The sequence below is a fragment of the Glutamicibacter sp. NPDC087831 genome (assembly GCF_044742845.1).
In the GTDB taxonomy this organism is placed as follows: Bacteria; Actinomycetota; Actinomycetes; order Actinomycetales; family Micrococcaceae; genus Glutamicibacter.
The window spans coordinates 104,554-130,801 of sequence record NZ_JBIUVH010000003.1; the positions used below are offsets into that span (position 1 = coordinate 104,554).

At 60.8% G+C, this 26,248-nt stretch carries 22 protein-coding genes; 8 read left to right on the top strand and 14 right to left on the bottom strand.

Features of this window, described 5'->3' with window-relative positions; all coding sequences use genetic code 11:
• Positions 1 to 43: 43 nt before the first annotated feature.
• A complete protein-coding gene (gene mfd, locus ACIOJF_RS11280; protein WP_402741660.1) occupies positions 44 to 3,658 on the top strand; it encodes a transcription-repair coupling factor in 3,615 nt (1,204 codons plus the stop codon).
• Positions 3,659 to 3,718: 60 nt separating this feature from the next.
• Here mfd and ACIOJF_RS11285 read toward each other — a convergent pair whose 3' ends face one another.
• From ACIOJF_RS11285 to ACIOJF_RS11305, 5 genes are all read right to left on the bottom strand, one after another.
• A complete protein-coding gene (locus ACIOJF_RS11285) occupies positions 3,719 to 4,213 on the bottom strand; it encodes a tetratricopeptide repeat protein (protein WP_332498369.1) in 495 nt (164 codons plus the stop codon).
• A gap of 84 nt (positions 4,214 to 4,297) precedes the next feature.
• Positions 4,298 to 4,555, bottom strand: a complete 258-nt coding sequence (locus tag ACIOJF_RS11290; RefSeq protein WP_105657110.1) for a hypothetical protein — start codon at positions 4,553 to 4,555, stop codon at positions 4,298 to 4,300.
• A 35-nt stretch (positions 4,556 to 4,590) separates the two neighbouring features.
• Positions 4,591 to 5,277, bottom strand: coding sequence for a deoxyribose-phosphate aldolase (deoC, locus tag ACIOJF_RS11295; protein ID WP_400290567.1), 687 nt, complete (start codon positions 5,275 to 5,277; stop codon positions 4,591 to 4,593).
• Between the two features lie 59 nt (positions 5,278 to 5,336).
• Positions 5,337 to 7,067: a phospho-sugar mutase gene (locus tag ACIOJF_RS11300; protein ID WP_105661907.1), complete on the bottom strand. Its 1,731-nt coding sequence runs from the start codon at positions 7,065 to 7,067 to the stop codon at positions 5,337 to 5,339.
• Between the two features lie 52 nt (positions 7,068 to 7,119).
• Positions 7,120 to 7,920, bottom strand: a complete 801-nt coding sequence (locus ACIOJF_RS11305; protein ID WP_105657112.1) for a purine-nucleoside phosphorylase — start codon at positions 7,918 to 7,920, stop codon at positions 7,120 to 7,122.
• A 126-nt stretch (positions 7,921 to 8,046) separates the two neighbouring features.
• On the opposite strand from ACIOJF_RS11305, the gene ACIOJF_RS11310 reads away from it, so the two are divergent.
• From ACIOJF_RS11310 to ACIOJF_RS11325, 4 genes are all read left to right on the top strand, one after another.
• Entirely contained in the window at positions 8,047 to 9,456 is a 1,410-nt protein-coding gene (locus ACIOJF_RS11310) for an NAD(P)H-quinone dehydrogenase (RefSeq protein WP_402741661.1), read from the top strand.
• Between the two features lie 335 nt (positions 9,457 to 9,791).
• Positions 9,792 to 11,180 (top strand): MFS transporter, encoded by a 1,389-nt coding sequence (locus tag ACIOJF_RS11315; RefSeq protein WP_105657113.1) that lies wholly within the window; start codon positions 9,792 to 9,794, stop codon positions 11,178 to 11,180.
• Between the two features lie 183 nt (positions 11,181 to 11,363).
• Entirely contained in the window at positions 11,364 to 12,104 is a 741-nt protein-coding gene (locus tag ACIOJF_RS11320; protein WP_181149032.1) for an SDR family oxidoreductase, read from the top strand.
• Positions 12,105 to 12,206: 102 nt separating this feature from the next.
• Positions 12,207 to 12,662 (top strand): DUF6176 family protein, encoded by a 456-nt coding sequence (locus tag ACIOJF_RS11325; RefSeq protein WP_286134141.1) that lies wholly within the window; start codon positions 12,207 to 12,209, stop codon positions 12,660 to 12,662.
• Positions 12,663 to 12,733: 71 nt separating this feature from the next.
• Here the strand turns inward: ACIOJF_RS11325 and ACIOJF_RS11330 are convergent, their stop codons facing one another.
• Positions 12,734 to 14,515: an acetyl/propionyl/methylcrotonyl-CoA carboxylase subunit alpha gene (locus ACIOJF_RS11330; RefSeq protein WP_402735613.1), complete on the bottom strand. Its 1,782-nt coding sequence runs from the start codon at positions 14,513 to 14,515 to the stop codon at positions 12,734 to 12,736.
• 303 nt (positions 14,516 to 14,818) lie between these two features.
• Here ACIOJF_RS11330 and ACIOJF_RS11335 point away from each other — a divergent pair, with 303 nt between their 5' ends.
• Positions 14,819 to 15,241, top strand: a complete 423-nt coding sequence (locus ACIOJF_RS11335; RefSeq protein ID WP_146112923.1) for a hypothetical protein — start codon at positions 14,819 to 14,821, stop codon at positions 15,239 to 15,241.
• A gap of 54 nt (positions 15,242 to 15,295) precedes the next feature.
• Here ACIOJF_RS11335 and ACIOJF_RS11340 read toward each other — a convergent pair whose 3' ends face one another.
• Positions 15,296 to 15,862 carry a GNAT family N-acetyltransferase gene (locus ACIOJF_RS11340; protein WP_388024124.1) on the bottom strand — a complete coding sequence of 189 codons (567 nt, stop codon included), beginning with the start codon at positions 15,860 to 15,862 and terminating at the stop codon, positions 15,296 to 15,298.
• An 85-nt stretch (positions 15,863 to 15,947) separates the two neighbouring features.
• Positions 15,948 to 16,466, bottom strand: coding sequence for a CGNR zinc finger domain-containing protein (locus ACIOJF_RS11345; protein WP_105661743.1), 519 nt, complete (start codon positions 16,464 to 16,466; stop codon positions 15,948 to 15,950).
• A gap of 25 nt (positions 16,467 to 16,491) precedes the next feature.
• On the opposite strand from ACIOJF_RS11345, the gene ACIOJF_RS11350 reads away from it, so the two are divergent.
• Entirely contained in the window at positions 16,492 to 16,695 is a 204-nt protein-coding gene (locus tag ACIOJF_RS11350) for a hypothetical protein (protein WP_146112924.1), read from the top strand.
• Positions 16,696 to 16,749: 54 nt separating this feature from the next.
• Here the strand turns inward: ACIOJF_RS11350 and ACIOJF_RS11355 are convergent, their stop codons facing one another.
• The 5 genes from ACIOJF_RS11355 to ACIOJF_RS11375 form a co-directional block, all read right to left on the bottom strand.
• Positions 16,750 to 17,391, bottom strand: a complete 642-nt coding sequence (locus ACIOJF_RS11355; protein ID WP_105661745.1) for a nucleoside triphosphate pyrophosphatase — start codon at positions 17,389 to 17,391, stop codon at positions 16,750 to 16,752.
• Positions 17,388 to 20,891 (bottom strand): MMPL family transporter, encoded by a 3,504-nt coding sequence (locus ACIOJF_RS11360; protein ID WP_402735504.1) that lies wholly within the window; start codon positions 20,889 to 20,891, stop codon positions 17,388 to 17,390. Before ACIOJF_RS11360 ends, ACIOJF_RS11355 begins: the two co-directional genes overlap by 4 nt.
• Before the next feature lie 4 nt (positions 20,892 to 20,895).
• A complete protein-coding gene (locus ACIOJF_RS11365) occupies positions 20,896 to 21,678 on the bottom strand; it encodes a TetR family transcriptional regulator (protein ID WP_105661747.1) in 783 nt (260 codons plus the stop codon).
• Between the two features lie 3 nt (positions 21,679 to 21,681).
• Positions 21,682 to 23,058, bottom strand: coding sequence for a dicarboxylate/amino acid:cation symporter (locus tag ACIOJF_RS11370; protein WP_402735505.1), 1,377 nt, complete (start codon positions 23,056 to 23,058; stop codon positions 21,682 to 21,684).
• A gap of 246 nt (positions 23,059 to 23,304) precedes the next feature.
• Complete coding sequence (locus ACIOJF_RS11375; RefSeq protein WP_332727266.1) at positions 23,305 to 23,769, bottom strand: DUF2975 domain-containing protein; 465 nt, start codon at positions 23,767 to 23,769, stop codon at positions 23,305 to 23,307.
• 189 nt (positions 23,770 to 23,958) lie between these two features.
• Between ACIOJF_RS11375 and ACIOJF_RS11380 the strand changes: the two genes are divergently transcribed.
• On the top strand, positions 23,959 to 24,348 hold the full coding sequence (locus ACIOJF_RS11380) for a VOC family protein (RefSeq protein ID WP_105657125.1): 390 nt from the start codon (positions 23,959 to 23,961) through the stop codon (positions 24,346 to 24,348).
• 53 nt (positions 24,349 to 24,401) lie between these two features.
• On the opposite strand, the gene ACIOJF_RS11385 is transcribed toward ACIOJF_RS11380, so the two are convergent.
• The gene (locus ACIOJF_RS11385) at positions 24,402 to 26,069 is read right to left on the bottom strand and encodes a DUF885 domain-containing protein (protein ID WP_332498383.1); all 1,668 of its coding nucleotides are present in this window, start codon (positions 26,067 to 26,069) and stop codon (positions 24,402 to 24,404) included.
• Positions 26,070 to 26,248 lie beyond the last annotated feature (179 nt).

The following is a 26,248-nucleotide window of genomic DNA, read 5'->3' on the forward strand; positions in this document are numbered from 1 at the left end:
AATGCACCCGGCCAAGCGTCTGCATGAGAGGACCCGAACCCCCATGAGCCTAAGCGGACTTCATGATTTCCTGCGCGAGGAACCTTCCTTCAGGCGTATTGGGCAACGCGCAGCTCATGACTACCCGACGCGCAGCGAAGAGCTGGAAATCGCGGCCCCGCAGGGCATGCGACCGATCCTCTCGGCGCATATCAGCCAGGCGCTGCGTGAAAGCAAGCATTCGGGGGTGACGCTCATCGTCACCGCGACCGGCCGTGAAGCCGAAGAAGTCTCCAGCTCACTGGGTGCCTACCTCCCGGCAGGCCAGATCGCCGAGTTCCCTTCTTGGGAAACCTTGCCCCATGAGCGCTTGTCGCCGCGAAGCGATACCGTGGGACGCCGCCTGGAAGTGCTGCGCCGGCTGCACGACCGGGATGAGAGCCTAAACATCATCATTGCTCCAATTCGTGCCGTGCTGCAGCCGTTGGTCGCCGGCCTTGGCGAATTGCGCCCGGTCATCCTGGAACTGGATGCCGAGCCGGGCTTCGATAAAGTCATCAAGGACTTGGCTGCTGCGGCTTATGCCCGAGTGGACATGGTGACGCACCGCGGCGAGTTTGCGGTGCGTGGTGGCATCATCGATGTTTTCCCGCCGACATTGGACCATCCGGTCCGCATTGATTTCTTCGGGGACCAGATCGACTCGATGCGATTCTTCGCCATCGCAGATCAGCGGTCCACTGATGATCCCGGTCCCACCCGGATCATTGCCACGCCCTGCCGTGAAATGCTCATCACCCCGCAGGTGATGAGCCGGGCAGCGAATCTGAAGAACCATTTCCCGGCGGCCCAGGAAATGCTCACCAAGATTGCCGGCGGCATCGCTGTTGAAGGCATGGAATCCTTGGCTCCGCTGCTGGTGGACAAGATGGTTCCGCTGCTGTCCTTGTTGCCGGAATCGTCCATTGCGCTGGTGATGGAGCCAGAGCGCGTGCGCGCCCGCGCGCATGACCTGAACGCCACCAATGCCGAATTCCTGGCTGCCGCGTGGGCTTCGGCTTCGGATGGAGCCAGCGCTCCGTTGGATCTGACCACCGCGGATTCCGAGCGAAAGCTGGCTACCGGTGATTTTGCCTCGCTGGCAGAAACCGTAGAACACGCACAAGCCGCCAAGGTTTCCTGGTGGGCTATTACCTCCCTGGGCGCCGATGACGAGCTGGATTTGGGCGCGGCCACCATCCGTGTCCCGGCCCGTGAACCGCACGGCTACCAGGGCGACATCGAGGCGATGATGGAATTCATCGCCGGACGCGTCAAGGACCAATGGCGTTTCGTCGTGGCTACCGAGGGTCCCGGCCCGGCAGCCCGCCTCTCGGAGCTTTTCGCCGAGTTCAAGATCCCGGCACACAGGGTGGATGACCTGTCCGCGGAACCCACCGCTGGACTGATCGAGATCACCCAGGCCACCGCCGGCCGCGGGTTTGTCTTCGAGGAACTGAAGCTGGGACTGCTCACCGAAGCAGACTTGCTGGGCCGCTCCAGCGCGTACCCGAACCGCAAGGGCCGCAAGCTGACGGTCAAGCGCAAGCGCAATGCCGTTGATCCGCTGAGCCTGCAGGCCGGGGACTACATCGTCCACGAACAGCACGGCATCGGCAAGTTCGTCGAGCTGGTGGCCCGCAAGGTCAATGGCTCGGGCAAGGATGCCAAGCGCGAGTACCTGGTGGCGGAGTACGCCTCTTCCAAGCGCGGAGCCCCGGGGGACCGTCTGTTCGTCCCGATGGACCAGCTGCATATGGTCACCCGGTATGTCGGCGGCGAAGCGCCGACCTTGTCCAAAATGGGCGGTTCGGACTGGGCCAGCACCAAGTCCAAGGCGCGCAAGGCCGTCAAGGAAATTGCTGGCGACCTGATTAAGCTCTACTCGGCACGCATGGCCAGCCGTGGCCACGCCTTCGCATCAGACACCCCGTGGCAGAACGAGCTGGAGGAAGCCTTCGCGTTCATCGAGACTCCGGATCAGCTCACCGCCATCAACGAGGTGAAATCCGATATGGAGAAGGAAATCCCGATGGACCGGTTGATTTCCGGTGACGTGGGCTTTGGCAAAACCGAAATCGCGGTTCGCGCCGCCTTCAAGGCCGTCCAGGACTCCAAGCAGGTTGCCGTGCTGGTTCCTACCACCCTGCTGGCTTCCCAGCACCACCAGACCTTCACCGAACGCTATTCGGGCTTCCCAGTCCGCGTGAAGACCCTCTCGCGTTTCCAGAGCGCCAAGGAATCGAAGGAAATCCTGGCCGGCCTCAAGGACGGCAGCGTGGACATTGTCATCGGCACCCACCGCCTGCTCTCCAAGAACGTGGAGTTCAAGAACCTGGGCCTGGTCATCATTGACGAGGAACAGCGCTTCGGAGTGGAGCACAAGGAAGAGCTCAAGAAGATGCGCACCAACGTGGATGTGCTGGCGATGAGCGCCACCCCGATCCCGCGTACCTTGGAGATGTCGCTGACCGGCATCCGCGAAACCTCCACCTTGGCGACCCCGCCCGAAGAACGCCATCCGGTGCTGACCTACGTGGGTGCACGCAGCGACAAGCAGATTTCCGCGGCCATCAAGCGTGAGCTGATGCGCGATGGCCAGGTGTTCTTCGTGCACAACCGGGTCAGCTCCATTGAGCGGGTAGCTGCCGAATTGCGCGAGCTGGCCCCCGAAGCGCGCGTGGAGGTAGCGCACGGCAAGATGAGCGAATCCCGGCTGGAGCGGATCATCCAGGACTTCTGGGAGAAGAAATTCGACGTGCTGGTCTCCACCACCATCATCGAAACCGGCCTGGATATTTCCAATGCGAACACGCTGATTGTGGACCGCGCGAACAACTACGGCCTGTCCCAGCTGCACCAGCTGCGCGGGCGCGTAGGGCGCGGCCGTGAGCGTGCCTACGCCTACTTCCTGTGGGATGTAGAGAAACCGCTGGGGGAGGTCGCCCTGGAGCGCCTGAAAGCCGTTGCCGCGCACAACGAGCTTGGCTCCGGCTACCAGCTGGCCATGAAGGACCTGGAACTGCGTGGAGCCGGTAATCTGCTGGGTGGCGAGCAGTCCGGGCATATCGCCGGTGTGGGCTTCGACTTGTACCTGCGCCTGGTAGGCGAGGCCGTGGCCGATTACAAGGGCGAAGGCGAGGAAGAAGCCGCCGAGATGAAGATTGACCTGCCGGTCAATGCCCACCTGCCACACGACTATGTACCTGGTGAACGACTGCGTTTGGAAGCCTATCGCAACATTGCCCAGGCCGAGACCGACGAGGCGCTGGGTGAAGTCCGCGATGAGCTGGTGGATCGCTATGGCAAGCTTCCAACTCCGGTGGAGAACCTCATGCGCGTGGCGGCCCTGCGTATTCGCGCGGGTGCTGCGGGGCTGCACGATATCCAGCAGGTCGGCAACCACATCAAGCTGGCTCCGGCCAGAATTGAAGACCTGCCAGCTTCGCGCCAGGTGCGCTTGGAACGCCTGTACCCGGGGGCTGCGAACAAGCCGGCGCTGAATTCGATCTTCATCCCGAAGCCCAAGACCTCGCCCATTGGCGGACGGGACTTGGCCGACGGGGAGATCCTGGAGTGGGCGGAGAAGCTGCTCTACGCTATTTTCGAGCCAACACCTGCACCGGCAGCAAAGGACTGATTCGGTTGAACTCGCGGGCCAGTAGGATGCCTTTTCCGGCAGGCTGCTGGCCGGCGTTTGCTACCGCTGGCCCGAGGCAGCAGGCGAGGCCAGTTCTCCGGCGTAGCCCTTGATCGCCCGGGCGTAGAGCGAGGCATGGCGCGCTAATGCGCTGACCGCCAGCTGGACCGCTTCGGTGGATTGCCCGGCATCGTGCAGGGCCAGAACCAGGAAGGCCTGGGCGTCGGTAAAGATCGGTGAATCGGCAGTGATCTGCTGCAACAGTTCGATGGACTGGGTGTACTGCCCGAGATTGCGCAGCGTGCTGGCTAGCTGGAGCAGCGCTTCATCGTGCCTTGGCGCTTCCAGCCCAGCTTCCAGTGCCGCCCGGTAGGGGCCGACCGCTTGTTCTTCTTCCCCTAGGTAGTCGTGCAGGGACGCGACCTCGAAGAGCACCCGCGGATCCTGCGGAACCTTGCCCTGCACCAGGAGTGCCAGTTCGGTGCGCAACTGTTCAGGGCGTTTGCCATTGGCTGAGTTCCAGAACTCTTCGATGCGCTGATCCCATGATTCCATGGGGCCAGTCTAAGCGAGGCAAGGCAGCTTAAACGCAAGAGAGGGAAACCCGGACACGGGTTTCCCTCTCTTGAAAAGTTCTAATTAATTCTGGTGGGCGTTAGCTGCCGCAACCAGATCCTCAGCCTTTTCCGCGCGACCCATCAGGTGCATCGGGATAGCGAAAGCCAAGAACATCAGAGCGAAGCTGACCAGGGTCGGCCACCAAGCAACCTCAAGGGTCCAGTAGCCCAAGGTGTAGACGCCAGCCGAGAACATCACGAAGAAGATCACGAGGTTGACGATATTGCCGACAAGGCGGCCTTCACCGGAATGGGCAGTGTTCTTGCCGTTCGAGTACACTTTTTCTCCTTGGGAAAACGGATTGGTGCGATTTCCTAGTAGCTGGAACCGCTTTGCTCTCCCTCTAGGATAGCAACTCCTGAGCTAGAACCTAGCCGGGTCGCACCGGCCGCAATCATGGCCCGCGCGGTTTCAACACTGCGAACGCCGCCCGAGGCCTTGACACCCATTTCCGGGCCGACGGTCTTGCGCATCAGCTCGACGTCTTCGACGGTCGCGCCGCCGGTGGAGAAACCGGTGGAAGTCTTGACGAAATCAGCGCCAGCGGCCTTTGCGGCCTCGCAGGCCAGGACCTTGGCTTCCTCGGTGAGCAAGCAGGTTTCGATGATGACCTTCAAGATGGCTCCACCTTCATGCGCGGCCTGCGCAATGGCGAAGATCTCGTTGACCAAGGCATCCCGATCGCCACGCAGGGCGGCAGCAACGTCGATCACCATGTCGATTTCGTTGGCACCGTCTGCAACTGCGTGCTTGGTTTCGAATACCTTGGTATCGGTGGCCGAGGCACCCAGCGGGAAACCGATGACCGAGCAGGTCAGTACGTCCGAGCCTTCCAGCTCGCGCGAAACGGTGGAAACCCACAACGGGTTGACGCAGACCGACTTGAAGCCGTACTTCTTGGCTTCGTCGCAGATCTGCACAACTTGTTCGCGGGAAGCATTCTGAGCCAACAGGGTGTGATCGATGTAGCTTGCGATCTCGCGGGCGCTTAGTTCAGTCATCATTTCCTCTAACAATAAAGATTTCAATCATTTCAAATGAAGGTCTCGAAGGGGTAAGCCTAGTTGGCATTCAGGTAAGCTGCCAATTCATCCTTGATTGCCAAGACCTGCGCGGTAGCGCGTTTGCGGGCTTCAGGGACCTCGGCCAGATCATCGACCGGCTCAATAGTTTCCAAGTAGCACTTGAGTTTCGGTTCCGTTCCCGAGGGCCGAACGATCACTCGGGCACCGGAAAATGTATGCAAGACCATGGCGTTGGTCGCAGGGAGCTTCTCGGTGCCCCTGGACAGGTCGGTCACCTCGGAAACCTCGGAGCCGCCCAGCGAGGCCGGAGCGTTCTTGCGGATCCTTTCCATGAGCACCGGGATCTGCGCCAAGTCGGTGAAGCGCAGGGACAGCTGGTCGGTGACGTGCACGCCATGCTTGGCGGCCAGTTCATCCAGGCGGTCCGGGATGGAGCTGCCCGAGGCCTTCAACTGCGCAGCCAGATCGGCCAGGACGATCCCGGCAGAAATCCCGTCTTTGTCGCGCACCAGTTCCGGGGCTACGCAATAGCCCAGGGCTTCTTCGTAGCCGTAGCCCAGGTCCTCAACGCGTGAGATCCACTTGAATCCGGTCAAGGTTTCTTCGTGCTCGCGTCCGGCGTCCTTGGCGATGGCTGCCAGCATGCGCGAAGACACGATGGAATTGGCCAATTTCTTGCCCTCTGGCAAGGTCTTGGAGACCTGGTCCCCGAGCAGCCAACCTACCTCATCGCCGCGCAGCATCCGCCAGCTGCCGCCGTCGAGGATGGCTGCCGCGCAACGGTCGGCATCGGGGTCATTGGCAATGACCAGATCAGCACCGACCGTGCGGGCCAGTTCCAGCGACAGGTCGATGGCCCCTGGCTCCTCGGGGTTAGGGAACTTCACGGTAGGGAAGAGCGGATCGGGGTGTTCCTGCTCAACGACCATGTGCACGTCGTCGAAACCAGCGTTCAGCAGGGCTTGGCGCATGGTGTGGCCACCCACGCCGTGCATTGCCGAAACCACAATTCGCAGATTCTTGCGCACCAGGCCCTGCGGCTGGTTAGCTTCGATGATCGGGTGGATGGAAGCGAGATAGGCTGCCTCGATATCGCCTTCTTCGCCTGGGGCCGGGAGCACTTCCCAACCGGACTGTGCCAGCGGGATCTGCGCCACTGGCTGGTCATGGTCAATCAAGGAAGCGATCTGCGCATCGATGGGGGAGACGATCTGAGCCCCGCGGCCCGGCGCATCGGTGATCCTGCCGCCCACGTATACCTTGTAGCCGTTGTCCCGCGGAGGGTTGTGGCTGGCCGTGACCATGACGCCGGCTTCCGCGCTGAATTCACGAACGGCCCAAGCCAGCACCGGGGTCGGCAAGGCCGAGGGCATCAGCAGCACCTCAAAACCGGCAGCGGCGAAGACGGCTGCTGAATCCTTGGCGAAGGCATCCGAGTTGAAACGGGCATCGAATCCGATGACGACCTTCGGGACATATCCGCCGTTGGCCTTTTCGCCCAGGAAACGGGCGATGCCCGCAGCGGTGCGCAGGACTACCACACGGTTCATGCGCATCGGGCCGGCGCCCAATTCGGCACGCAGGCCTGCGGTGCCGAATTCCAGGACGCCGCTGAAGCGGTCGGCGATGTCCTCGAAGGCCAGCGCGTCGCCGTCGGTGACGCGCTGGATCAGTAATTGCAGTTCTTCCTGCGTTTGCGGATCGGGATCCTGGGCTGCCCATTGGCCCGCCGCATCAAGCAACTGGATTTTCTGCGTGTGATTCACTGATTTCCCTTCGAAGGACACTGACTGCTTCTTTGCGCCGATAATGCGAGGCTTAGAGCTTCGCGATGATCTGTGCCAGCAACTTGGAGATGCGCGGACCGGCGGCCTGGCCGGCCTCGATGACTTCCTCGTGGCTCAGCGGCACCGGGCTGATGCCGGCGGCCAGGTTGGTCACCAGGGAAATACCGAAGATCTCCATGCCTGCATGGCGGGCGGCTATTGCTTCCAATGCGGTGGACATGCCGACCAGATCAGCACCGATCACCTTGGCGTACTGGACTTCGGCCGGGGTTTCGTAGTGCGGTCCGGTGAACTGCGCGTACACGCCCTGATCCAGGGTCGGATCAACTGCGAGGGCAATCTCGCGCAGGCGCGAGGAGTACAGGTCGGTCAGGTCAACGAAGGTCGCGCCCTCCAAAGGGGAGGCGGCAGTCAAGTTGATGTGGTCCGAGATCATTACCGGGGTGCCTGGGGTCCAGTTCGGATTCAGGCCGCCGCAACCGTTGGTGAGCACCAGCTGCTCGCAGCCGGCAGCTGCCGCGGTGCGGATGGGGTGGACTACCGCGCGCACGCCGCGCCCTTCGTAGTAATGGGTGCGGGCACCCAGAACCAGGACCCGCTTTCCAGTGGACGTCAGGATCGAGGAGATACTGCCCTTGTGCCCGGGTACGGCCGGGGCATGGAAGCCTGGAATGGAGGCGGCATCCAGGGTGTGGGTGGTTTCGCCGATGAGTTCGGCGGCCTGGCCCCAACCGGAGCCCAGGACCACCGCGATGTCGTGTTTTTCGACGCCGGTCTGTTCGGCGATTGCCTGGGCAGCTTGTGCCGCCAGGACCTGTGGGTCATTTTGCATATCAGTCACGGGAAATACGCTACCGGTAGCGGGGCGCTTTGTCAGGTGAAACTAGTGCTTCAGATTCAAAATCACGTTCCGGGATCGTGCTTCGATGTGCGCAATCACCGTGCATGGTGAACAATAGTGAATGTGAGCGCAGATCGTAGGAATGAAGCAACCCGTTTAGTTATTCTCGGCGGAGGACCTGGCGGCTACGAAGCTGCCATGGGTGCAGCCCAGCTGGGCGCCAATGTCACCGTCGTGGAGCGTGCAGGCATGGGCGGTTCAGCGGTGCTGACCGACGTCGTGCCCTCCAAGACCCTGATCGCTACGGCGGACGCAGTGCGCCGGGTGAAGCACGCAGAGACCTTTGGAGTCCACGTTGACGGCCTCGACTCGGCCGTCACCGACTTCTCGGTGGTGAACCACCGCCTGCTGGATCTTGCCAAGGAGCAGTCCTCGGATATCCGCACCACCCTCGAACGCGCTGGCGTGCGCATCGTGATCGGCGAGGGCCGCTTGCTGGACGACCACACGGTTGCCGTATCGCACCCGGATGGTTCCGAGCAGGAAATCGAAGCGGACGCCATGCTGATTGCCGTGGGAGCCCACCCGCGCGAACTGCCTACCGCCAAGCCTGATGGCGAGCGAATCTTCAACTGGACCCAGATCTACAACATGAACGAGGTGCCTGAACACCTGATCGTTGTAGGCTCCGGCGTTACCGGTGCAGAATTCGCTTCGGCGTACAACTTGCTCGGTGCCAAGGTCACGCTGGTTTCCTCGCGCGACCGCGTGCTGCCCGGCGAGGATGCAGACGCAGCTGGCGTGCTGGAAGATGCTTTCAAGGACAACGGCGTTAACGTTGTTTCCCAGGCTCGCGCCGAGGGCGTGGAGCGCCAGGGCAACAGGGTGCTGGTCACCTTGGCGGACGGTCGCGTGCTCGAAGGCAGCCACTGCCTGGTTGCAGTGGGCGGCATCCCCAATACCGCCAACATGGGTCTGGAAGAAGCCGGTGTGCAGCTGACCGACTCGGGCCACATCAAGGTCGATGGCGTTTCGCGCACTACCGCAACCAACATCTACGCTACCGGCGACTGCACGGGCGTCTTCGCCCTGGCTTCGGTAGCAGCCATGCAGGGCCGCATTGCCGTGGCCCACCTGCTCGGCGACTCGGTAAAGCCATTGAACCTGGATCTAGTGGCATCCAACGTCTTCACCTCCCCGGAAATCGCTACCGTGGGTGTGACCCAGCGTGCGGTTGCCGAGGGCAAGTACCAGGCCAACATCATCAAGGTTGACCTGAACACCAACGCTCGTGCCAAGATGATGAACGTGGACCAGGGCTTCGTGAAGATCGTTTCCCGCAAGGGCTCGGGCACTGTTATCGGCGGTGTTGTGGTTGCTCCGCGTGCCAGTGAATTGATCTTCTCGCTGGCACTGGCGGTCCAGAACAGCCTTCATGTTGATGACGTGGCTGAAACCTTCACCGTTTACCCGTCATTGTCCGGTTCGCTGGCCGAAGCGGCACGTCGCCTGCACCGTCATCGGTAGGTTCTGAAGAACTTTTCCAGGGCGGCATTTCCCTTGCATTCAGGGAGATGCCGTCCTTTTGCCATTAATGCCGTAATACAAGCTCTTGTGACGCCATTCACTTTGCCGACCGACTCTGATATAAGTGTAAAAACCGTCTTCTCAGGTCACGTCTCAATATGTGGAAGCGCATATTCCTGCTAGTAGGCCCGTGGATTGCCGTTTGCTGTTCATTTTCATTTCATCTGGTGTCCAAATGCTGGACATCAATATCCGAATACTGGTCACCGAGGTTTACGATTATGGCAACGTAAATGAACATCTGACTCGTACTTTCACTCTAAGGAGCAGCCTCCATGTCGCAGGCTAACCAAGCAGTGGCGCCGAAGGAAAACACCCGCGGTCGCGTGCTGTTTGCCAGCATGATTGGCACCACTGTCGAATTCTTCGACTTCTACGCCTACGCCACCGCGTCGGTTCTCGTTTTCCCGGCGTTGTTCTTCCCTAACGCCTCCACCATCAACGCGATCCTTTCATCGTTCGCGATCTTCGGCGTGGCTTTCGTGGCTCGTCCACTGGGTTCGATCATCTTCGGCCACTACGGCGACAAGCTCGGCCGCAAGGGCACCCTGGTGGCGTCACTGCTGCTGATGGGCATTGCCACCTTCCTAATCGGCTTCCTGCCGCCGGCCGCGGGCAACTGGACCGTTTTGGCTCCGACCGCACTGGTGCTGCTGCGCTTCGCACAGGGCCTGGCGCTGGGCGGCGAATGGTCCGGCGCTGCGCTGCTGGCCACCGAGAATGCGCCGAAGAACAAGCGCGCCATCTACGGCACGTTCCCCCAGCTGGGCGCACCCATCGGCTTCATCATCGCGAACCTGATGTTCGTGGCCCTGCAGACCTTCTGCACTGCAGAGCAGTTCATGGCATGGGGCTGGCGCGTTCCGTTCTACTTCTCGGCAGTCATGGTGATCATCGGCCTGTGGGTACGCCTGAAGCTGGTTGAATCCGCGTCCTTCAAGAAGGTCCTGGACCAGAAGAAGGTAGTGAAGTCGCCGTTTGCGGTGACCATGAAGAAGCACTGGCGCCCAACCCTGGCCGGTACCTTCATCATGCTGGCAACCTATGTGCTGTTCTACCTGATGACCTCCTTCACCCTGACCTACGGCACCCAGCCAGCTACCGTCGAGCAGGCGACTGCTGCAGCTGAAGCCAAGGGCAAGACCTTTGACGCCGCAGGCTTCGTTCCGGGCTTGGGCATTGAACGCCCGACCTTCTTGACAATGCTGATCATCGGTGTCGTCTTCTTCGGTATCTTCACCGTGGTTTCCGGCCCGTTGGCTGAGAAGTTCGGCCGCCGCAAGTTCCTGATCTGGGTTACCGCGGGCATCTTCGTCTTCGGACTGTCGTGGACCCTGTTCTTCGGTCCAGGCCAGGGCGCTGCCATGGCCGGGCTGATCATCGGGTTCACCCTGATGGGTCTGACTTTCGGCCCAATGGCTGCGTATCTGCCTGAGTTGTTCCCGTCCAATGTCCGCTACACCGGCTCGGCTGTTGCCTACAACATGTCCTCGGTGATCGGTGCGGCTCCTGCTTCCTTCGTGGCTGTAGCCCTGTGGAAGGCCGGTGCGGGCAACACCACCGGCGTTGGCCTGTACTTGGCACTTGGCGCGGTACTGACCTTGGTCGCGCTGTTCATGACGCGCGATACCTCTGACATGGACATGGAAGAGTGGGTCGAGTAGTTCGACAGTCTTGCCGAGGGAACGGCTCGGCGAATCATCAAGCCATGATGATTCGCCGGGCCGTTTCCCGTTTCCGTGCAGCCTGGATGAATACGAGCTGAAAAGGGCCATCAACCCCTGACAACTTGATGCGCGGCATGGAAGCATGGGACGCGGAATATCCAATACCGAAGGGGAATGCTCATGCGTATTGCAGTTGCGGGAGGCACCGGCGCTATCGGCACGCTGGTGGTCGAAAAACTCAAGAGTGCTGGCCACGAACCAGTGGTGCTCGCACGGTCCGTGGGATGCGACCTGGTGAACCGCAACGCGGTAAAGCAGTGGCTGGTTGACTGCCAATCGGTCATCGATGTTTCCGGAGTTTCCACCACCAGCTCTGCTGCATCCATGCGGTATTTCACCCACTCGACGGCCAACCTCGTCAGTGTGGGGCGCGAGTCCGGGGTGCAGAACCACGTGGCGCTCTCGATCATCGGAGCGGCCGAAGTGGATTCCAGCTATTACGCGGGCAAAGCCGTGCAAGAGCGGATGCTGCACATGCTTCCCGGTGGCTATACGCTGCTGCGCTCGACCCAGTTCCACGAATTCATTGGCCAGAATATCAAGCGTCTGGGCGCGGGTCCGGTGCAGATGGCGCCGAAAATGCGGATGCAGCCCATCGCGGGCATCGAAGTGGCTGCAGCACTAGTGGATCTTGCCGAGGGGTCGGCGCAGGGCGTGGTGCAAGACCTTGCTGGGCCGCAAGAAGAATACGCTCCCGACCTGTTTGCCAAGTACCTGCAGGCCCAAGGCAGGTCTCCAAAGATGGTTGAAGTGCCTGTTCCTGGCCCCATGGGCAAGGCCATGCGTGATGGGGGACTGCTGCCAGGCGGTTCCGCCCGGTTGGGCCACGAAACCTTCGATGCCTGGCTAGCGCGGCAGTAGCCCGAACCAGCCTCCTTATTCAGTATCCATTGGCTGGCGTGCGGGAACTTCCAGCATCCGAATAGCCGTGACAAAACAAGTGGATTCTGGAAGCATCACGTCATGGACGAAAAAGAACCGCATGTTCCCTACAATCCCACGCCTCGGGACTTTCCCGGCTTTGCGATGCCAGCTTCAGTGCCGCAAGGCATGCGTCTGGAGCTGAGCCGTTCAAGGATCAAGGATGGGCAGGATGAGAACTTTGGCGCCTGGATCGACATGCTCAATGCGCGCTACGAGGAATGCGAAGCATCCTTATCGGCACAACGGGCAGCGCTGGAAGCAACATTCAGGCATGTGGAAGCCGATGGTTCAATATGGATCTACCACCTGAGCCTGGTAGGCGAGAACGGCGGCGGGCTCGATACGCAGCAGGATATCGATGCGGCGCACGAAGCAGCTAGCCGCCAGGCGAAAATGCCTGGCTGGGAAGAACTTGAACCGAAGTTCCTGCTCATGCCCGATCACCTGAAGGCATCCATGGCGCACTGGGCAGAACATGGACAGGTGCCAGAGTAGAAGATTCCAGTTGCAGAACGACGCAGGGCCTGGACATATCTGTCCAGGCCCTGCGTCGTTGCAAACGAGTGCTACTTGGCTTCTTCGATCGAAGCGATGACCGCGCCCGAGGACAGGGTCTCGCCCGGGGCAACTTCCAAGCCGCTGACCACGCCATCACGGTGCGCAGTAATCGGCTGCTCCATCTTCATCGCTTCAAGCACGACAATCAGATCGCCCTGGGCCACGGCCTCGCCATTCTCAACGGCAACCTTCACGATGGTGCCCTGCATCGGCGAACGCAGTTCTGCGCTGTTCGCGCCAGCGGAGCTGGCTGCCTTGCGGCCCGGCTTGCGCTTCTTCTTGCCTGCGGCCTTCTCGGCACCGTTGGAGGATACCGAGCCCAGCGACGAAGGAAGGGTGACTTCCAGGCGTTTGCCGCCCACCTCAACGGTCACGCTGGTGCGCTCGTCCTCGGCTGCGTCCTCGCCGTCCATTGGCATCGGGTGGGGCTCGATGGCGGTATCGAATTCGGTTTCGATCCAGCGGGTGTGGACCTTGAATGGCCCCTGGGTCGGAACGAACGATGGATCGCTCATCACTGCGCGGTGGAATGGCAGTACGGTAGCCATGCCCTCGATCTGGAATTCTTCCAGCGCACGGCGGGCACGAGCCGCAGCCACTTCACGGGTGCTGCCGGTGACGATCAGCTTGGAGATCATCGAGTCGAAGTTCCCTGAAACGCTTTCGCCCTGCTCGATGCCCGAGTCAACGCGAACGCCGGGCCCCGATGGCAGGTTCATCTTGGAGATGGTGCCTGGGGTCGGCATGAAGTTGCGGCCGGCATCTTCGCCGTTGATGCGGAACTCGAAGGAGTGGCCGCGGATCTCCGGGTCGGTGTAGCCCAGTTCTTCGCCGCGGGCGATGCGGAACTGCTCGCGAACCAAGTCCAGGCCGGTGACTTCCTCGGAGACCGGGTGCTCAACCTGCAGACGGGTATTAACCTCGAGGAAGGAAATGACGCCATCCTGGCCTACCAGGAATTCGCAGGTGCCCGCGCCGTTGTACTTTGCTTCGCGCAAGATGGCCTTGGAAGCTTCGTACAGCCGGGTGGTCTGCTCTTCGCTCAGGAACGGGGCCGGCGCTTCTTCAACCAGCTTCTGGTTGCGGCGCTGCAGCGAGCAGTCGCGGGTGGAGACGACAACCACGTTGCCGTGGATATCGGCCAAGCACTGGGTCTCCACGTGGCGCGGTGCGTCCAGGAAGCGTTCGATGAAGCATTCGCCGCGGCCGAAAGCCGCGACAGCTTCACGCACTGCCGAGTCGTACATCTCGCCGATTTCTTCGCGGTTGCGGACCACCTTGATGCCGCGTCCGCCGCCACCGTAGGCAGCCTTGATGGCCAGTGGAAGTCCGTGCTCGTCGGCGAAGGCGTATACCTCGTCGGCCGAGGCCACCGGATCCTTGGTGCCGGGAACCAGCGGAGCGCCCACCTTTTCAGCAATGTGGCGGGCCTTGACCTTGTCGCCGAGCTGGTCGATGGACTCTGGCGAAGGGCCAATCCAGGTCAAGCCCGCGTCAATAACAGCCTGGGCGAACTCGGCGTTCTCCGAGAGGAAGCCATAGCCCGGGTGGATCGCGTCGGCGCCGGAGCGTTCAGCTGCGTCCAGGATCTTCTCAATGCGAAGGTACGATTCAGCGGCGGTGGTACCGCCCAGCGCGTAGGCTTCATCAGCCAGACGCACATGCAGAGCATCGCGATCCGAGTCGGCATAGACCGCAACGGACTCGATTCCTTCATCGCGTGCGGCACGGATAATACGCACTGCAATCTCGCCGCGGTTGGCGATAAGCACCTTCGTCAATGGATTCATCATGAACCTTGTCTTTTAAAAATAGGGTTTCTCAGCTACGAGCCTATCGTTTTTGTGGGAACTATATGTAGTTATCGCCTAGAACGAGGGTGTTAGGGCGAATTTTTTGGAGGAATCCTACAAAGGAGCTTCGTGCTGGCTCTTCGCGGAACCTGCCCCGCGAGGCTTGCAGACCCTGTCGCCCGCGAGGCCTGGAAAGGGGCGCGGCTCTCCGCTGGTGCGCTGGCAGCGCTGGCATCTGCCCTAGTCTTCGCGCACCCGGCGAACTAGGCTATCGCCAAGATGGAAAACAAGGAGGCAGTCGTGGGAAATCAAGGCAAGGCGCTCTGTGCGCTGCTGGCTGCTGGAACGCTCGCCTTGGCCGGTTGCTCCAGTGGGAGCGGCATCCCGGCGCTTGACCGCGATCCGGCTGGAACCGACCAGTGGCCGGGGGATAGGAGCCAGTTGGAGAACCTTGGCATGCAATCCGTGCGTTTTCTGGTCACGCACGGCAACGCCGACTACTTCGCCACCGCATCGGCAGATGCGCAAACGGCTTGCCTGTTCAAATTCGCCCAAGGAGAGGCCTCGGCAGCTGGCGGATGCGGCGGGGCCGGGGACGCGGATGCCATCGTCGAAGTGAGCGCCCCTGGAACGAGGATGATGCTGGTCCGGGCCGGAGCCGACTTCTCGGACTTGGAAGAGGCGGGCTGGACCAGGATCCACGAGAACATTCTAGTGTTCTAGCTGGCCGGGAGCCAAGGGATTCCTGAAGGGCCGCTTGACGCCTGCAGGATTGGGCTATCCAAGGTTGGCGCCCATGGTGTACACCACAGGTCCCTCTGCTATCGCGGTGCGATGCAATACCTCGAAACCGTGCCGCTCGTATAGGCGGACGTTTCTCTCGTTGGATGTTTCCAGCGACACCTCGGGATAGTCCGACGCGGCAATATGGTTCAGGCACCGGCTGATGAGTGCCGAACCAAGACCCCGTCCAACGCTGGATCCAGCAACCCCAAGCGTGGCAAAGTCCCACGCGTTCTCAGGCCGCTGTGGCAGGTCGGCTCCGTAGGTGATCTCCAAGCGATCGCCCATCAGCTGCGAAATCTCTTCCTGCATGCCCAAGCCAGGCTCTGGACAACTTGGTGGCAGGAGCGCAGCGACACCGTCGAGGTCCTCGCTGACCAGGACGACTCCATGCTCCAGAGCGTGGGAAAGGTAGACGGCTTGAAGGCGTTCCAAGCGCTCCAGGTAGCGATCGGCTGGAATGCTCCACCGTGTCCAGGGGTAGAACGCAAACGCCTCGGCCAAAGTAGAGGACGCACTGGGAATATCCGCGCGGCGCGCGGAACGGATAGCTGAAGTCACATCCATATCCTAGCCAAGCCAACCCGGCCTCCCGCCGTGCGCCGCCACGCCATGGTTCCGGCCTGGCATGAATCAGCCCCGGCAGCTACGCCTGCCGTTCGCGGTGCCGCCTGACGGCCGCGCGATTGGCGCAACGCACCGAGCAGAAACGCTGGCGCCCGTTGCGTGTCACGTCCACAACCACGTGGCCGCAGGGTGCGGCCTCGCAGCGCCGCAGCCGGTGCATGCCCCTGGTGGTCAGGTGCAATGCCGTGCCCACGCAGAAGACCGAGCGCAGCACCTGGGGCATGCTTTGGCCGTCATCGCGATAGTGCAGGTGCCAACCCTCCCCATCGTGGTCCACCAGGCGCGGATAGGCCGAAGCTCGAGCCGCCTGCAAATTCAGCAGCAGCGCCCGCTCGGGATCGGACGGCGCGTCAACGATGTCCAGCCAGTCATCCACTACCGCGCGCGTTTGGGCATAGTCCGAGGCGAGCCGCGGAAAAGGCATGGTCATGCCGCTCTGCCGGGTGCGTTGTTCGATGCCGTCGCGGTCCGATGGCCAGTCATTGGCCAGCGACGCAGCGAGGAGCACCGCATATTCTCCGTAAGGGTTGAGTTGCATAAGAGCATTACATCATGCTGGAGCCATGACTATTGCACAGCACAGCCAAGCCGTTGATTCCCGGCAGGAAACCGATGTCCATGAGCACTGCTGGGAGATCGGATCCAGGCATCGGACTTCCGCCGGGATTGTTGAATACTTCCATTGCCGCCGCTGCCGGCGCCACATCATGCTCCAGCGCGGGTTCGGGCACGAACAGATGCTGCTGAGCAGGGAACTGCAGGCATGAAAAAGGTGCCTTCCGCTGTGGGGCGGAAGACACCATTTGCCGGCCGGAACCGGATTATTTCCAGAGATCCACGATGCTGATCCCGGCTTGGGCCAGCAGGCCGCGCAGCACGAAGACATCCAATCCGACGACGTTCTGGAAGTTGCCTTCGATGGACTCGATGAAGGCTGCAGCCAGCCCGTCAATGGTGAATGCCCCGGCGCAGGGCAGCGGTTCCCCGCTGGCGACGTAGGCCTCGATCTCGGCATCATCCACGGTGGAGAAATGCACCACGGTGGAAGATACCTGGCCGCGAGCCTGTTCCGGATTGGCGGGATCAATCAGCCAATGGCCCGAGTGCAGGATTCCGGTAGAACCGCTCAGCTGCAGCCATCGTTCGCGGGCTACCTCTTTGGTGTGCGGCTTGCCGTAGGCCACGCCATCAAGTTCGAAGACCGAATCGCAGCCCAGCACCACGGTGCCTGCCGGATGATCTGCCTGGGTCACGTTCTCGGCCTTGGCACGAGCCAGCAGCAATGCGGTCTGCGCTGGACTCTGCTCGCCGTTGCGGGCCACGGCAGCTGCCAGCACCGCATCTTCATCCACCTCGGAAACCTGGGTGGTGAATTTGATGCCCGCATCGGCCAGGACCTTCTTGCGTCCCCACGAAGCCGAAGCCAGCAGCAACCGGGGTCCTGTCTTCATCTGTTCGCTCATACGGCGGCGTTCTCCTTGGCCTGGTCCTGGCTGGAATTATCAGCGGAAGTGCTTTCCCCGGAATCCAGCATATCGTTGAGTTTCGATCCTTCGACATCAACATCCGGCAGGATCTTGTCCAGCCATTTAGGCAGGTACCAGGCCTTGTCGCCCAGCAGGTGCATCACTGCCGGAATGAAGGTCATGCGGATGATGAACGCATCGAAGAGCACACCGAAAGCCAGCGCGAAACCGAGCGGGCGGATCATTGCCAGGTGCGAGAACACGAAGCCGGCGAAGACCGAGATCATGATCAGCGCAGCGGCGGTGACGACCGGTGCTGCCATCGAGAAGCCGGAACGGACCGCGTCCTTGGCCGGCTCGCCGTGAGCGTAGCGTTCACGCATCGCCGAGACCAGGAAGACCTGGTAGTCCATGGCCAGCCCGAACAGGATGCCGGTGAGCAGGATCGGCAGGAAGCTGAGCAGCGGACCGGGAACGTTCACATCGAAGAGGCCGGAGAACCAGCCGAACTGGTAAACCATGACGCTGGCGCCGAAGGCCGCGGCCAGCGAGAGCAGGAAGCCACCGGTGGCCAGCAATGGAACCACGACCGAACGGAAGACCAGCAGCAGCAGGATCAGCGACAGGCCAACCACGATGCTCAGGTACGGTACCAGGGCGGCGGTGACCTTTTCGGAGACGTCAATCTGCGCGGCAACCTGGCCGGTCACGGCAATGTCAGCACCCGTGGCCTCGGAGAACTCCGAGTAGTCCGCACGCAGCTGGTGCACCAGCGCTTCGGTGGCTTCCGAGGAAGGGCCATCGGTAGGGATCACCTGAATGGCTGCCAAGGTACGGTCTTCGGTCATGGTGACTGGAATTGCGGCCACCACGCCGTTGTATTCGCGCAGTTTCTCGGCCACATCGAGGCTAGTTTCCTCAGCTTCGCGCTCGCTGAGCCCTGCAGGCAGATCAGCTAAGACCAGCAGCGGGCCGTTGTAGCCGGAACCGAACTTGTCGCTGGTTTGCTCGTAGGCCTGGAAGGCCTGCGAATCGGCAGGTTCTGCACTGCCATCAGGCAAAGCGGTTCGCATCTGCGTGGCCGGCAGGGCGATGGCACCCAGGACGACTATCACCAGCAGGGTCACCGGAACAGCGATCTTGGTGACCATGCGCACCCAGCGAATGGAGAATGATTCCTTGATCTGGGGATTCTCGGCATCCGCAGCTGCCTTCTTGCGGGCCCGCTTGGAAACCAGTTTGGTGCCGGCCAGGGACAGCAGTGCTGGCAGCAAAGTGATGTTCAGCAGCACCGAGCAGAACACGGTGAACGCGGCCGACAGGCCCAAGACGGTCAGGAACGGAAGCCCTGGAACAGCCAGTGCGGCCAGTGCGATGATCACGGTCAGACCGGCGAAGACCACCGCGTTGCCGCTGGTTCCGACGGCGCGTGCAATCGACTCTCCGACCTCCATGCCGGACAGCAGCTGCGAACGGTGGCGGTGGATGATGAACAGCGCATAGTCGATGCCCACCGCAAGGCCCAGCATGAGAGCCAGGGCAGGGGTAATCGAGGCCATGTCAATCAGCGAGGAGAACGCCATCGTAGTGCCCACGCCAGCGCCCACACCGAGGATCGCCAGCAACAGCGGCAGGCCGGCGGCGACCAAGGTGCCGAGCATGGCAATCAGGACAATGGCAGCGATGACCACACCAATGATTTCCGAGGCTCCGAAGACCTGGGACATGTCCTGCATGATCTCCTTGGAGAACAGCACCTCCACGCCGTTAGCCTGTGGACCTGCGGCGATAGCCTTGATCTGCTCGCGGTCATCGGGAGTCAAAGCGTCGGTCTGGACCTTGAAGGTCACCTGCGAAACTGCAGTACTGCCGTCTTCGGAAACGAAACGCATATCGGAGCTTGCGCCCACCTGGCGCGAAGCGAATTCCAGTTCAGCGCGGCCGGATTCCAGATCCTTCAGGCCTTGCTCTATGTCCTTCTCGCCCTGCTCAAGCTCGGCGGTCTTTTCCTTGATAGTTTTTTCGCCGTCTTCAAGCTGGTTCTTGGCTTCTGTCAGCTCGGCCTTGCCTGCAAGGAACTGGGCCTTCTTGGCATCGAATTCACGTTGCCCGGCCTCCAGCTTGGCCCTGCCGGCATCGAGCTCGGCCTGGCCTTCGCTCAGCTTCACCTTGTTGCTGGCGATCTCAGTTTTCGCTGCATCCAGCTGCGCCTTGGCGTCGTCCAGCTGGGTTTTGGCGGCGCTAAGCTGGCTGCGGTTCGCGTCCAGTTCCTGATGGCCGGCCTTGGCCTGGGCCTGTCCAGCGTCGAGTTCCTTGCGGGCAGCGTCAAGCTGCTGCAAGCCGGCTTCGGCCTTGGCGATCTGCTCCAGTGCCTCGGTGGCCTGCTGCTTGCCGGCGGTCGCTTGGGCGATAGCTTTCTCGGCTTCGGGTTTCGCGGCTTTCGCCGCAGCCAAGGCGCCTTCGCTGTCCGCTAGTTGCTTAGTGTACGCATCAATGTCGTCTTGGTTTCCGGCCGCCTCTGCCTCCGCCAAGAGCTGCTTGGTACTCTCGATCTGGGCCGGTAGTTCCTCGATGCCCTTTTCAGCCTCGGCCAGTCCTGCCTGTGCGGCGGCCAGGCCATCTTCAGCTGACTTCAGACCCGTGGTGGCTTCTTCCTTGCCGGCCGACAGAGTTGCGTCGAATTCTTCGCGGGAAGAGTCGCCCAGCAGCTGGTCCATGCCAGCCTGGTACTCCTTCTCGCCCGCGGCGAGCTTGGCATCAGCGGCATCGAGCTTCTGCTCGCCAGCGTCGAACTTTGCGCGGCCAGCGTTGTATTCGGCCGTTCCGTCCTTGTACTGGGCTAATCCGGCGTTGTACTTCGCTTCGCCAGCTTCCAGCTGGGCACGACCCGAAGTCAGCTCGCGCTGGCCGGCTTCCAGCTGCGCGCGGCTATCGGCGAGCTGCTTTTCAGCGGCGGCAATTTGCGGCTCGGCAGCCTGGATTTCCTTCTGGCCGTCAAAGTACTGTGCCCAGCCATCGGTGAGTTCCTCGCGGCCTTCCTTGAGCTGCACCTTGCCATCGGCAATCTGCACCTTGGCATCGTCAAGCTTTTCCTGGCCGTCAACGAGTTCCTGCTGCGCTTTCTCCAGCTCTGGCTGCGCCTTATCGAGCTGTTCCTGCAGTTGGAAGGGGCTCATGGCTTCGACTACCTGGGACTGCATGGCCAGCTGTTCCAGGGACTCGGCGACGGCCTGCTTCTGGGTTTCGTTCAGCGGCCGGTTCGAGCTTTCACGGAACACAATCGAGCCAGAGCCGCCGGCGAGATCCGGGAGCTCTTCCTTCATTCGGTCGAGGGTGCGCTGGGTTTCAGTTCCGGGCAGGGTGAAGGTATTCGATAGCTGGCCCATGAACAAGCTGGCGCACAGGCCGATGAAGATGAAGGCCGCCAGCCACATTGAAATGACGCGGTAGCGGTGCAGGTGTGCCCATCGAGCGAGGCGGTAGAGGAGGGAAGCCATGAGCTTAGATGTCCTTCAAGGTGCTAGTGCTGGTCAGCGGCAAGGCGGTAAAACCCTGGTCAAGGGTTTTCATGGCCTGGGTAATCAAGGAATGGAAGACGGAGATGAGCTCGGGGGAAATATCCAGACCGTGAGTTTCGGTAGCTGGCAGACGCTCGATCCACTCATCAAATGCTGCTTGGCCTGCGCCGAGCAGAGCATGGGTAAAGACTCTGATGGAAAAACTGTCGGCCTGCGGATAACGGCGGGCGACTTTTTCGATGACTTCCGTGGTGGCTGTCCGCCATTCGTTCATCGTGGCGGGGAAGCCGCAGTTGGCTTCTTCCGTTCGCAAGAATGCACCAAACTGGGCCACTTGCCCGAGCATCTGCGACACGTCATCAGACTTGAGCGATTCGATGATCGCTTCGACCAGAGGCATGGAGTCGGTTAGGTCGCTAATGGAATCCACCATGGTTCCCAGAACCTGGTGCAGGGGATAGGAGAAGACCGCATCTACTGATGGAAAATAGTTGAAGAGTGTACGGCGCGAAACACCGGCCGCTTCAGCGATCTGCGTAGCGGTAAGCGCCGTGGCAGAGCCTTTGCGAAGCAGGTCCGCGACGGCTTCAACGATGGCTTGTTTCGTTGCTCGTTTGTTTAGTTCGCGGCGGGTGCCGGTACTCGGGGAAGTCACATAACTTACACTACGTGCAAAGTTGCACCCTGTGCAAAGTGAATCCGTGTGACCTTTAACCGGAAATCGGCGCACGAGCAATAGTGCTCGTGCGCCGATTTCCTTCAGCAATGCCTACTTGGTTGCAGTTGCCTCAGCATCTGCCGCTGAGATGCTTTCATCAGCGAAGGGGTTGCCATTGCGTGGTGCGTTGTACATGTCAATGTCCAAGATGCCCTCGCGCTTGGCGACGATGGTTGGAATCAGTGCTTGGCCGGCGACATTTACCGCGGTGCGGCCCATATCAATGATCGGGTCAACGGCCATCAGCAGGCCAACGCCTGCCAGCGGCAGGCCCAGGGTGGAAAGGGTCAGCGTCAGCATGACGATGGCGCCGGTAGTGCCTGCGGTTGCTGCCGAGCCCAATACGGAAACCAGCGCAATCAAGAAGTAATCGGTGAGGGACAGCTCAATACCGAAGAACTGGGCAACGAAGATTGCTGCGATCGCCGGATAGATGGCAGCGCAGCCGTCCATCTTGGTAGTCGCGCCCAGTGGCACTGCGAAGGAAGCGTAGCCCGAAGGCACCCCGAGGTTGCGTTCGGTCACGCGCTGGGTCAATGGCAGGGTGCCAATCGAAGAGCGTGAAACGAAGGCCAGCTGCACTGCAGGCCATACACCCGAGAAGTACTGCTTGATTGACAGGCCATGTGCGCGGACCAGTACCGGGTAGAGCGCGAATAGCACCAGTGCCAAGCCGACGTAGATCGCAACGGTGAACTTGCCCAGTGCGCCAATAGTGTCCCAGCCATAGGTGGCAACAGCGTTGCCGATCAGGCCAACCGTGCCGATCGGCGCGATGCGGATGATCCACCAGAGGACCTTCTGGATGATCGCCAGGATAGAGGCCGAGAACGCGAGGAATGGTTCGGCCGCCTTGCCAACCTTGAGGGCAGCGACGCCCACGGCGATGGCAATGACCAGTATCTGCAGGACGTTGAAGCTGATCGAGGTGGAAGCGGTTGCTTCATCAACCAGCTTGGTGCTCGCGCCCAGACCCAGGAAGTTGGCTGGGACCAGGCCAGTGAGGAAGCCGAGCCAGTCGCCGGTCTTGCCATCGTATTCATCTGGCATGCCCTGGCCGGTATTCGCTCCGGGGCGGAAAACGGTGCCAAGAACCATGCCGATGATTACCGAGATCAAGGCAGTGATGGCAAACCAGAGCAGGGTCTGCCACGCAAGGCGTGCCGCATTGGTGACCTTGGCCAAATTGGCAATTGAGGCGACAACCGCAAAGAAGATCAGTGGGATCACTGCAGTGCGCAGCAACGCAACGTAGCTGGAACCAATGATCGACAGGGCTTCACCCAGCCCGTTGGGTTCCTCGGCGGTGCTGCCGGTGTACTTGGCTAGGAGACCCAGTAGAAGACCAGCAATCAGCGCCGCAATGATCTGCGGGCCGAAATTGGTCATCCAGCGTGGAAGCTTAGATGAAGGTGCGGTAGTAGACATGCGTTCAAGATTAGGGCGCTTTTCTTCGTCGGCGGCAGTTTATGTTACGCAACATGACGGTATTTCGCCGTTTGTGCTTTATTGCACTGAAAAGCGGTGTCTAGGGTCACTGGACCGGCGAAATGACGCACGATTTGTGCGAAGACTTCGGTGCGAGGACACAGATCTTCACATGGGAATTTTTGGCTCTGTGCCATTGTTGCTGGACTAATCGCCGCGACTGTGCTTCAAGAAGCATCGCTCACTTCACGCAGTTTGCTTTCGTATCCTGGACGCGAGCATGCCGCGAAATGCGACCAGCAAGCAAGTGGCAGTTCCTCCCAGTGCCGCCCCGCCGGCAACGGCAAGGACGACACCGGGACCGCCGGCGCCGATAAACCCCAAGAGGTGAATTCCCAGCCCCAGGACCAGCAGGGTTGCTGTAGCGGCGGCGCAAATGGCAATGCTGAACCAATGCAGTGAGCTGGCCTGGCAGAAGGTTCGGCGCCGAAGCTTCAATATGAGGATCCAAAAACAAATCAGGGCAATCTGCAGGAAAACAAGCCCGGCCGTCACTGCGCACCGGTACGGGGTCGCCAGATGGGCCACTTCGGGATGAATGTAGGTGGTCTCTTCGATGAACATCGGCAAAATCAGCACTTGGCCAAGGAGCGCCCCGAGGAAGATTGCGATGAGTGCGATTCGGGCGGGTAAAATAGCGAAACCGGTCATCTAATGATTGTCGACTATTATCTATCGTTAATCAATAGCTTGTTATCGTTTTTCCCTGGAATATAAAGCTGGGCTCTTCAGTGCTGCTTCCGTGATCTTGACCTGTCGGAACCATATGGAAAGGTAGAAGCCAGCAAGGCGTGGGGAATCCGTGGTTGCTGCATGGGCCGGAACTGAAAGAAGGAAATAGTGCGGGTTTATATCACTAGTGTGTGCGTGGATGATCAGGCGAAAGCTAAAGCGTTCTATACCGAGGTGCTGGGCTTCAAGGTCAAGCACGATATACCTGTGGGCGAATACAGCTGGCTGACCCTTGTTGCAGCGGACCAGGAGCAAGGTCCTGAAGTGCTTCTGGAGCCTTCAGCACACCCTGCCGTTGGGCCGTACCGTTCAGCACTGAAAGCAGACGGCATCCCGGCAACTTCCTTTGCCGTTGATGATGTCCAGGTGGAATTCGAGCGTCTTAGCTCACTGGGCGTGAAGTTCACGCAAGAACCGACGGATGCCGGACCCGTCGTGGTTGCGACCTTTGATGACACGTGTGGCAATCTTATCCAGATTTCCAGCTACAAGGGATAAAACGAATGGCGGTCCTGCCAATAAGCAGAACCGCCAAGCCGATTTCCTGGAGGCTACTTCACCAGGGCGCGCTTCAAGGTATCCAGGCCAACTGAACCGAGCTTCAATGCCGCGGTATGGAATTCCTTGAGCGAGAAGTCCTCGCCCTCGGCGGCCGCGAGATCGTCGCGGATCTGCTCCCAGAGCCGTTGGCCGATCTTGTAGGACGGAGCCTGGCCTGGCCATCCCAAATAGCGGTTGTACTCGAAGTCCAGCTGACCCGTGGACATGTCCAGATTCTTCTCCAGGAACTCATAGCCGTTTTCGGCGTTCCAGGTGCCGGTGCCCCACTGTGCAGGAACTTCCAAGCCCAGGTGAACTCCTATATCAAAGACCACTCGCGCGGCTCGAATGCGTTGCGCATCGAGCATGCCCATGTAATCGCCCGGGTCATCGAGGTAGCCCAGCTGGTGCATGAGGCGTTCGGAGTACAGCGCCCAGCCTTCGCCCTGTCCGGAAACCCAGCACATCAATCGGCGCCAGCTGTTGAGCGTGGAGGCCTGCATTTGGGCTGTACCGATCTGCAGGTGATGGCCGGGAACGCCCTCGTGATAGACGGTGGTGAGCTCGGCCCACGTGGTGAATTCATCTTCTCCAGGCGGAACCGACCACCACATCCGTCCCGGGCGGCTGAAGTCTTCTGACGGGCCGGTGTAGTACACGCCGCCATCCTGGGTCGGAGCGATCATGCATTCGATGCGGTCCATTGGCGCCGGGATGTCAAAGTGCTTGCCCGACAAGTCCGCCATGGCCTGGTCAGCCTTGCCCTGCATCCACTCCCGCAAGGCGTCGGTGCCTGAGAGCTTGCGCGCCGGATCCTCGTTGAGGATCTTCTTGGCTTCCTCGATCGTGGAGCCCGGCTTGATCTGCTGGGCGACGCGCCGCTGCTCGGCGATGATGGCATCGAGTTCGCCGACGCCCCAGGCATAGGTCTCTTCCAAATCCACTGCGGCGCCCAGGAAGCGGCGGGACATCAGCGAGTAGTACTCTCGGCCCACCGCGTCTTCGGCCGGTGCCTGTGCCAGGAGTTCATCTTGCAAGTACGCGGTGAGTTTGCGGTAGGCCTTCTTCGCGGCTTCGGCTCCGGCTTCCAGCTGTGCTTGCAAAGCGGTATCCACTGCGGTGCCGGAGGTGGCCAACTGGTCGAAGAATCCGCCATCCTTGGCGTAATCGGTGGTTTGCGTGATCACTATGGACACTTGGCGCTGCGCCGCAACCAGATCATTTGAAGCGGAATCACGCAAAGATGCGATGTAGCCGTCAATCGCAGCCGGAATGTTGGACATTCGCTGGGCGATGAAAGCGTAGTCCTCGGAGGACTCCTGCGGCATCAAATCGATGATTGAGCGGATTTCCTGTGCCGCGCTGGCGATATTGTTCAGCTCGGTGCGCCCGGTGAACAGGATTTCCAGTTCGAGGCTCAATCGCTCGGTCATCGCGTCAAGCGAGACTTCGTCAATTGCGTCGACCGCAGTGGCGTTGGCCAATGCGCCCAAAGTCTCCCGCAGCAAACTGATCTGCTGGGTGGTGCCAGCAGGGGAGTAGTCGCCATAGGTGGTCTCGTAGCCTGGCAAGCCAAGGGAAACTCCCCATTCCGGGGTCAGTTCAAGGGACTTGGCGAAGAAGGCTTCGGCGATCTGGTCGATTGCCGAAGGCTCGCGGTGCGGTGCAGAGGATGTCATGTAACTAACAGTAGTTGATATGAAAGATTTGTTGAAGACTTTTGCGCAGGTTCGTTCTGAACTGCTTCCGCGGTCGTCTAGCAGGTGCTTCCAGGCGCGGGTTATGCCGCTGGACCTGCCGAAAAGGAATCAAAGGGCATCTGCGGTCGCATAGGCGGTTCCCGCTGATGGAGATGAAG

Coding starts and splice junctions, on each gene's coding strand:
- ACIOJF_RS11375 (WP_332727266.1), bottom strand. CDS start 23,769: ATGACCGGTTTCGCTATTTTACCCGCCCGAATCGCACTCATCGCAATC.
- ACIOJF_RS11320 (WP_181149032.1), top strand. CDS start 11,364: ATGCGTATTGCAGTTGCGGGAGGCACCGGCGCTATCGGCACGCTGGTG.
- mfd (WP_402741660.1), top strand. CDS start 44: ATGAGCCTAAGCGGACTTCATGATTTCCTGCGCGAGGAACCTTCCTTC.
- ACIOJF_RS11285 (WP_332498369.1), bottom strand. CDS start 4,213: ATGGAATCATGGGATCAGCGCATCGAAGAGTTCTGGAACTCAGCCAAT.
- ACIOJF_RS11350 (WP_146112924.1), top strand. CDS start 16,492: ATGACTATTGCACAGCACAGCCAAGCCGTTGATTCCCGGCAGGAAACC.
- deoC (WP_400290567.1), bottom strand. CDS start 5,277: ATGACTGAACTAAGCGCCCGCGAGATCGCAAGCTACATCGATCACACC.
- ACIOJF_RS11325 (WP_286134141.1), top strand. CDS start 12,207: ATGGACGAAAAAGAACCGCATGTTCCCTACAATCCCACGCCTCGGGAC.
- ACIOJF_RS11315 (WP_105657113.1), top strand. CDS start 9,792: ATGTCGCAGGCTAACCAAGCAGTGGCGCCGAAGGAAAACACCCGCGGT.
- ACIOJF_RS11360 (WP_402735504.1), bottom strand. CDS start 20,891: ATGGCTTCCCTCCTCTACCGCCTCGCTCGATGGGCACACCTGCACCGC.
- ACIOJF_RS11305 (WP_105657112.1), bottom strand. CDS start 7,920: ATGCAAAATGACCCACAGGTCCTGGCGGCACAAGCTGCCCAGGCAATC.
- ACIOJF_RS11370 (WP_402735505.1), bottom strand. CDS start 23,058: ATGTCTACTACCGCACCTTCATCTAAGCTTCCACGCTGGATGACCAAT.
- ACIOJF_RS11355 (WP_105661745.1), bottom strand. CDS start 17,391: ATGAGCGAACAGATGAAGACAGGACCCCGGTTGCTGCTGGCTTCGGCT.
- ACIOJF_RS11385 (WP_332498383.1), bottom strand. CDS start 26,069: ATGACATCCTCTGCACCGCACCGCGAGCCTTCGGCAATCGACCAGATC.
- ACIOJF_RS11345 (WP_105661743.1), bottom strand. CDS start 16,466: ATGCAACTCAACCCTTACGGAGAATATGCGGTGCTCCTCGCTGCGTCG.
- ACIOJF_RS11330 (WP_402735613.1), bottom strand. CDS start 14,515: ATGAATCCATTGACGAAGGTGCTTATCGCCAACCGCGGCGAGATTGCA.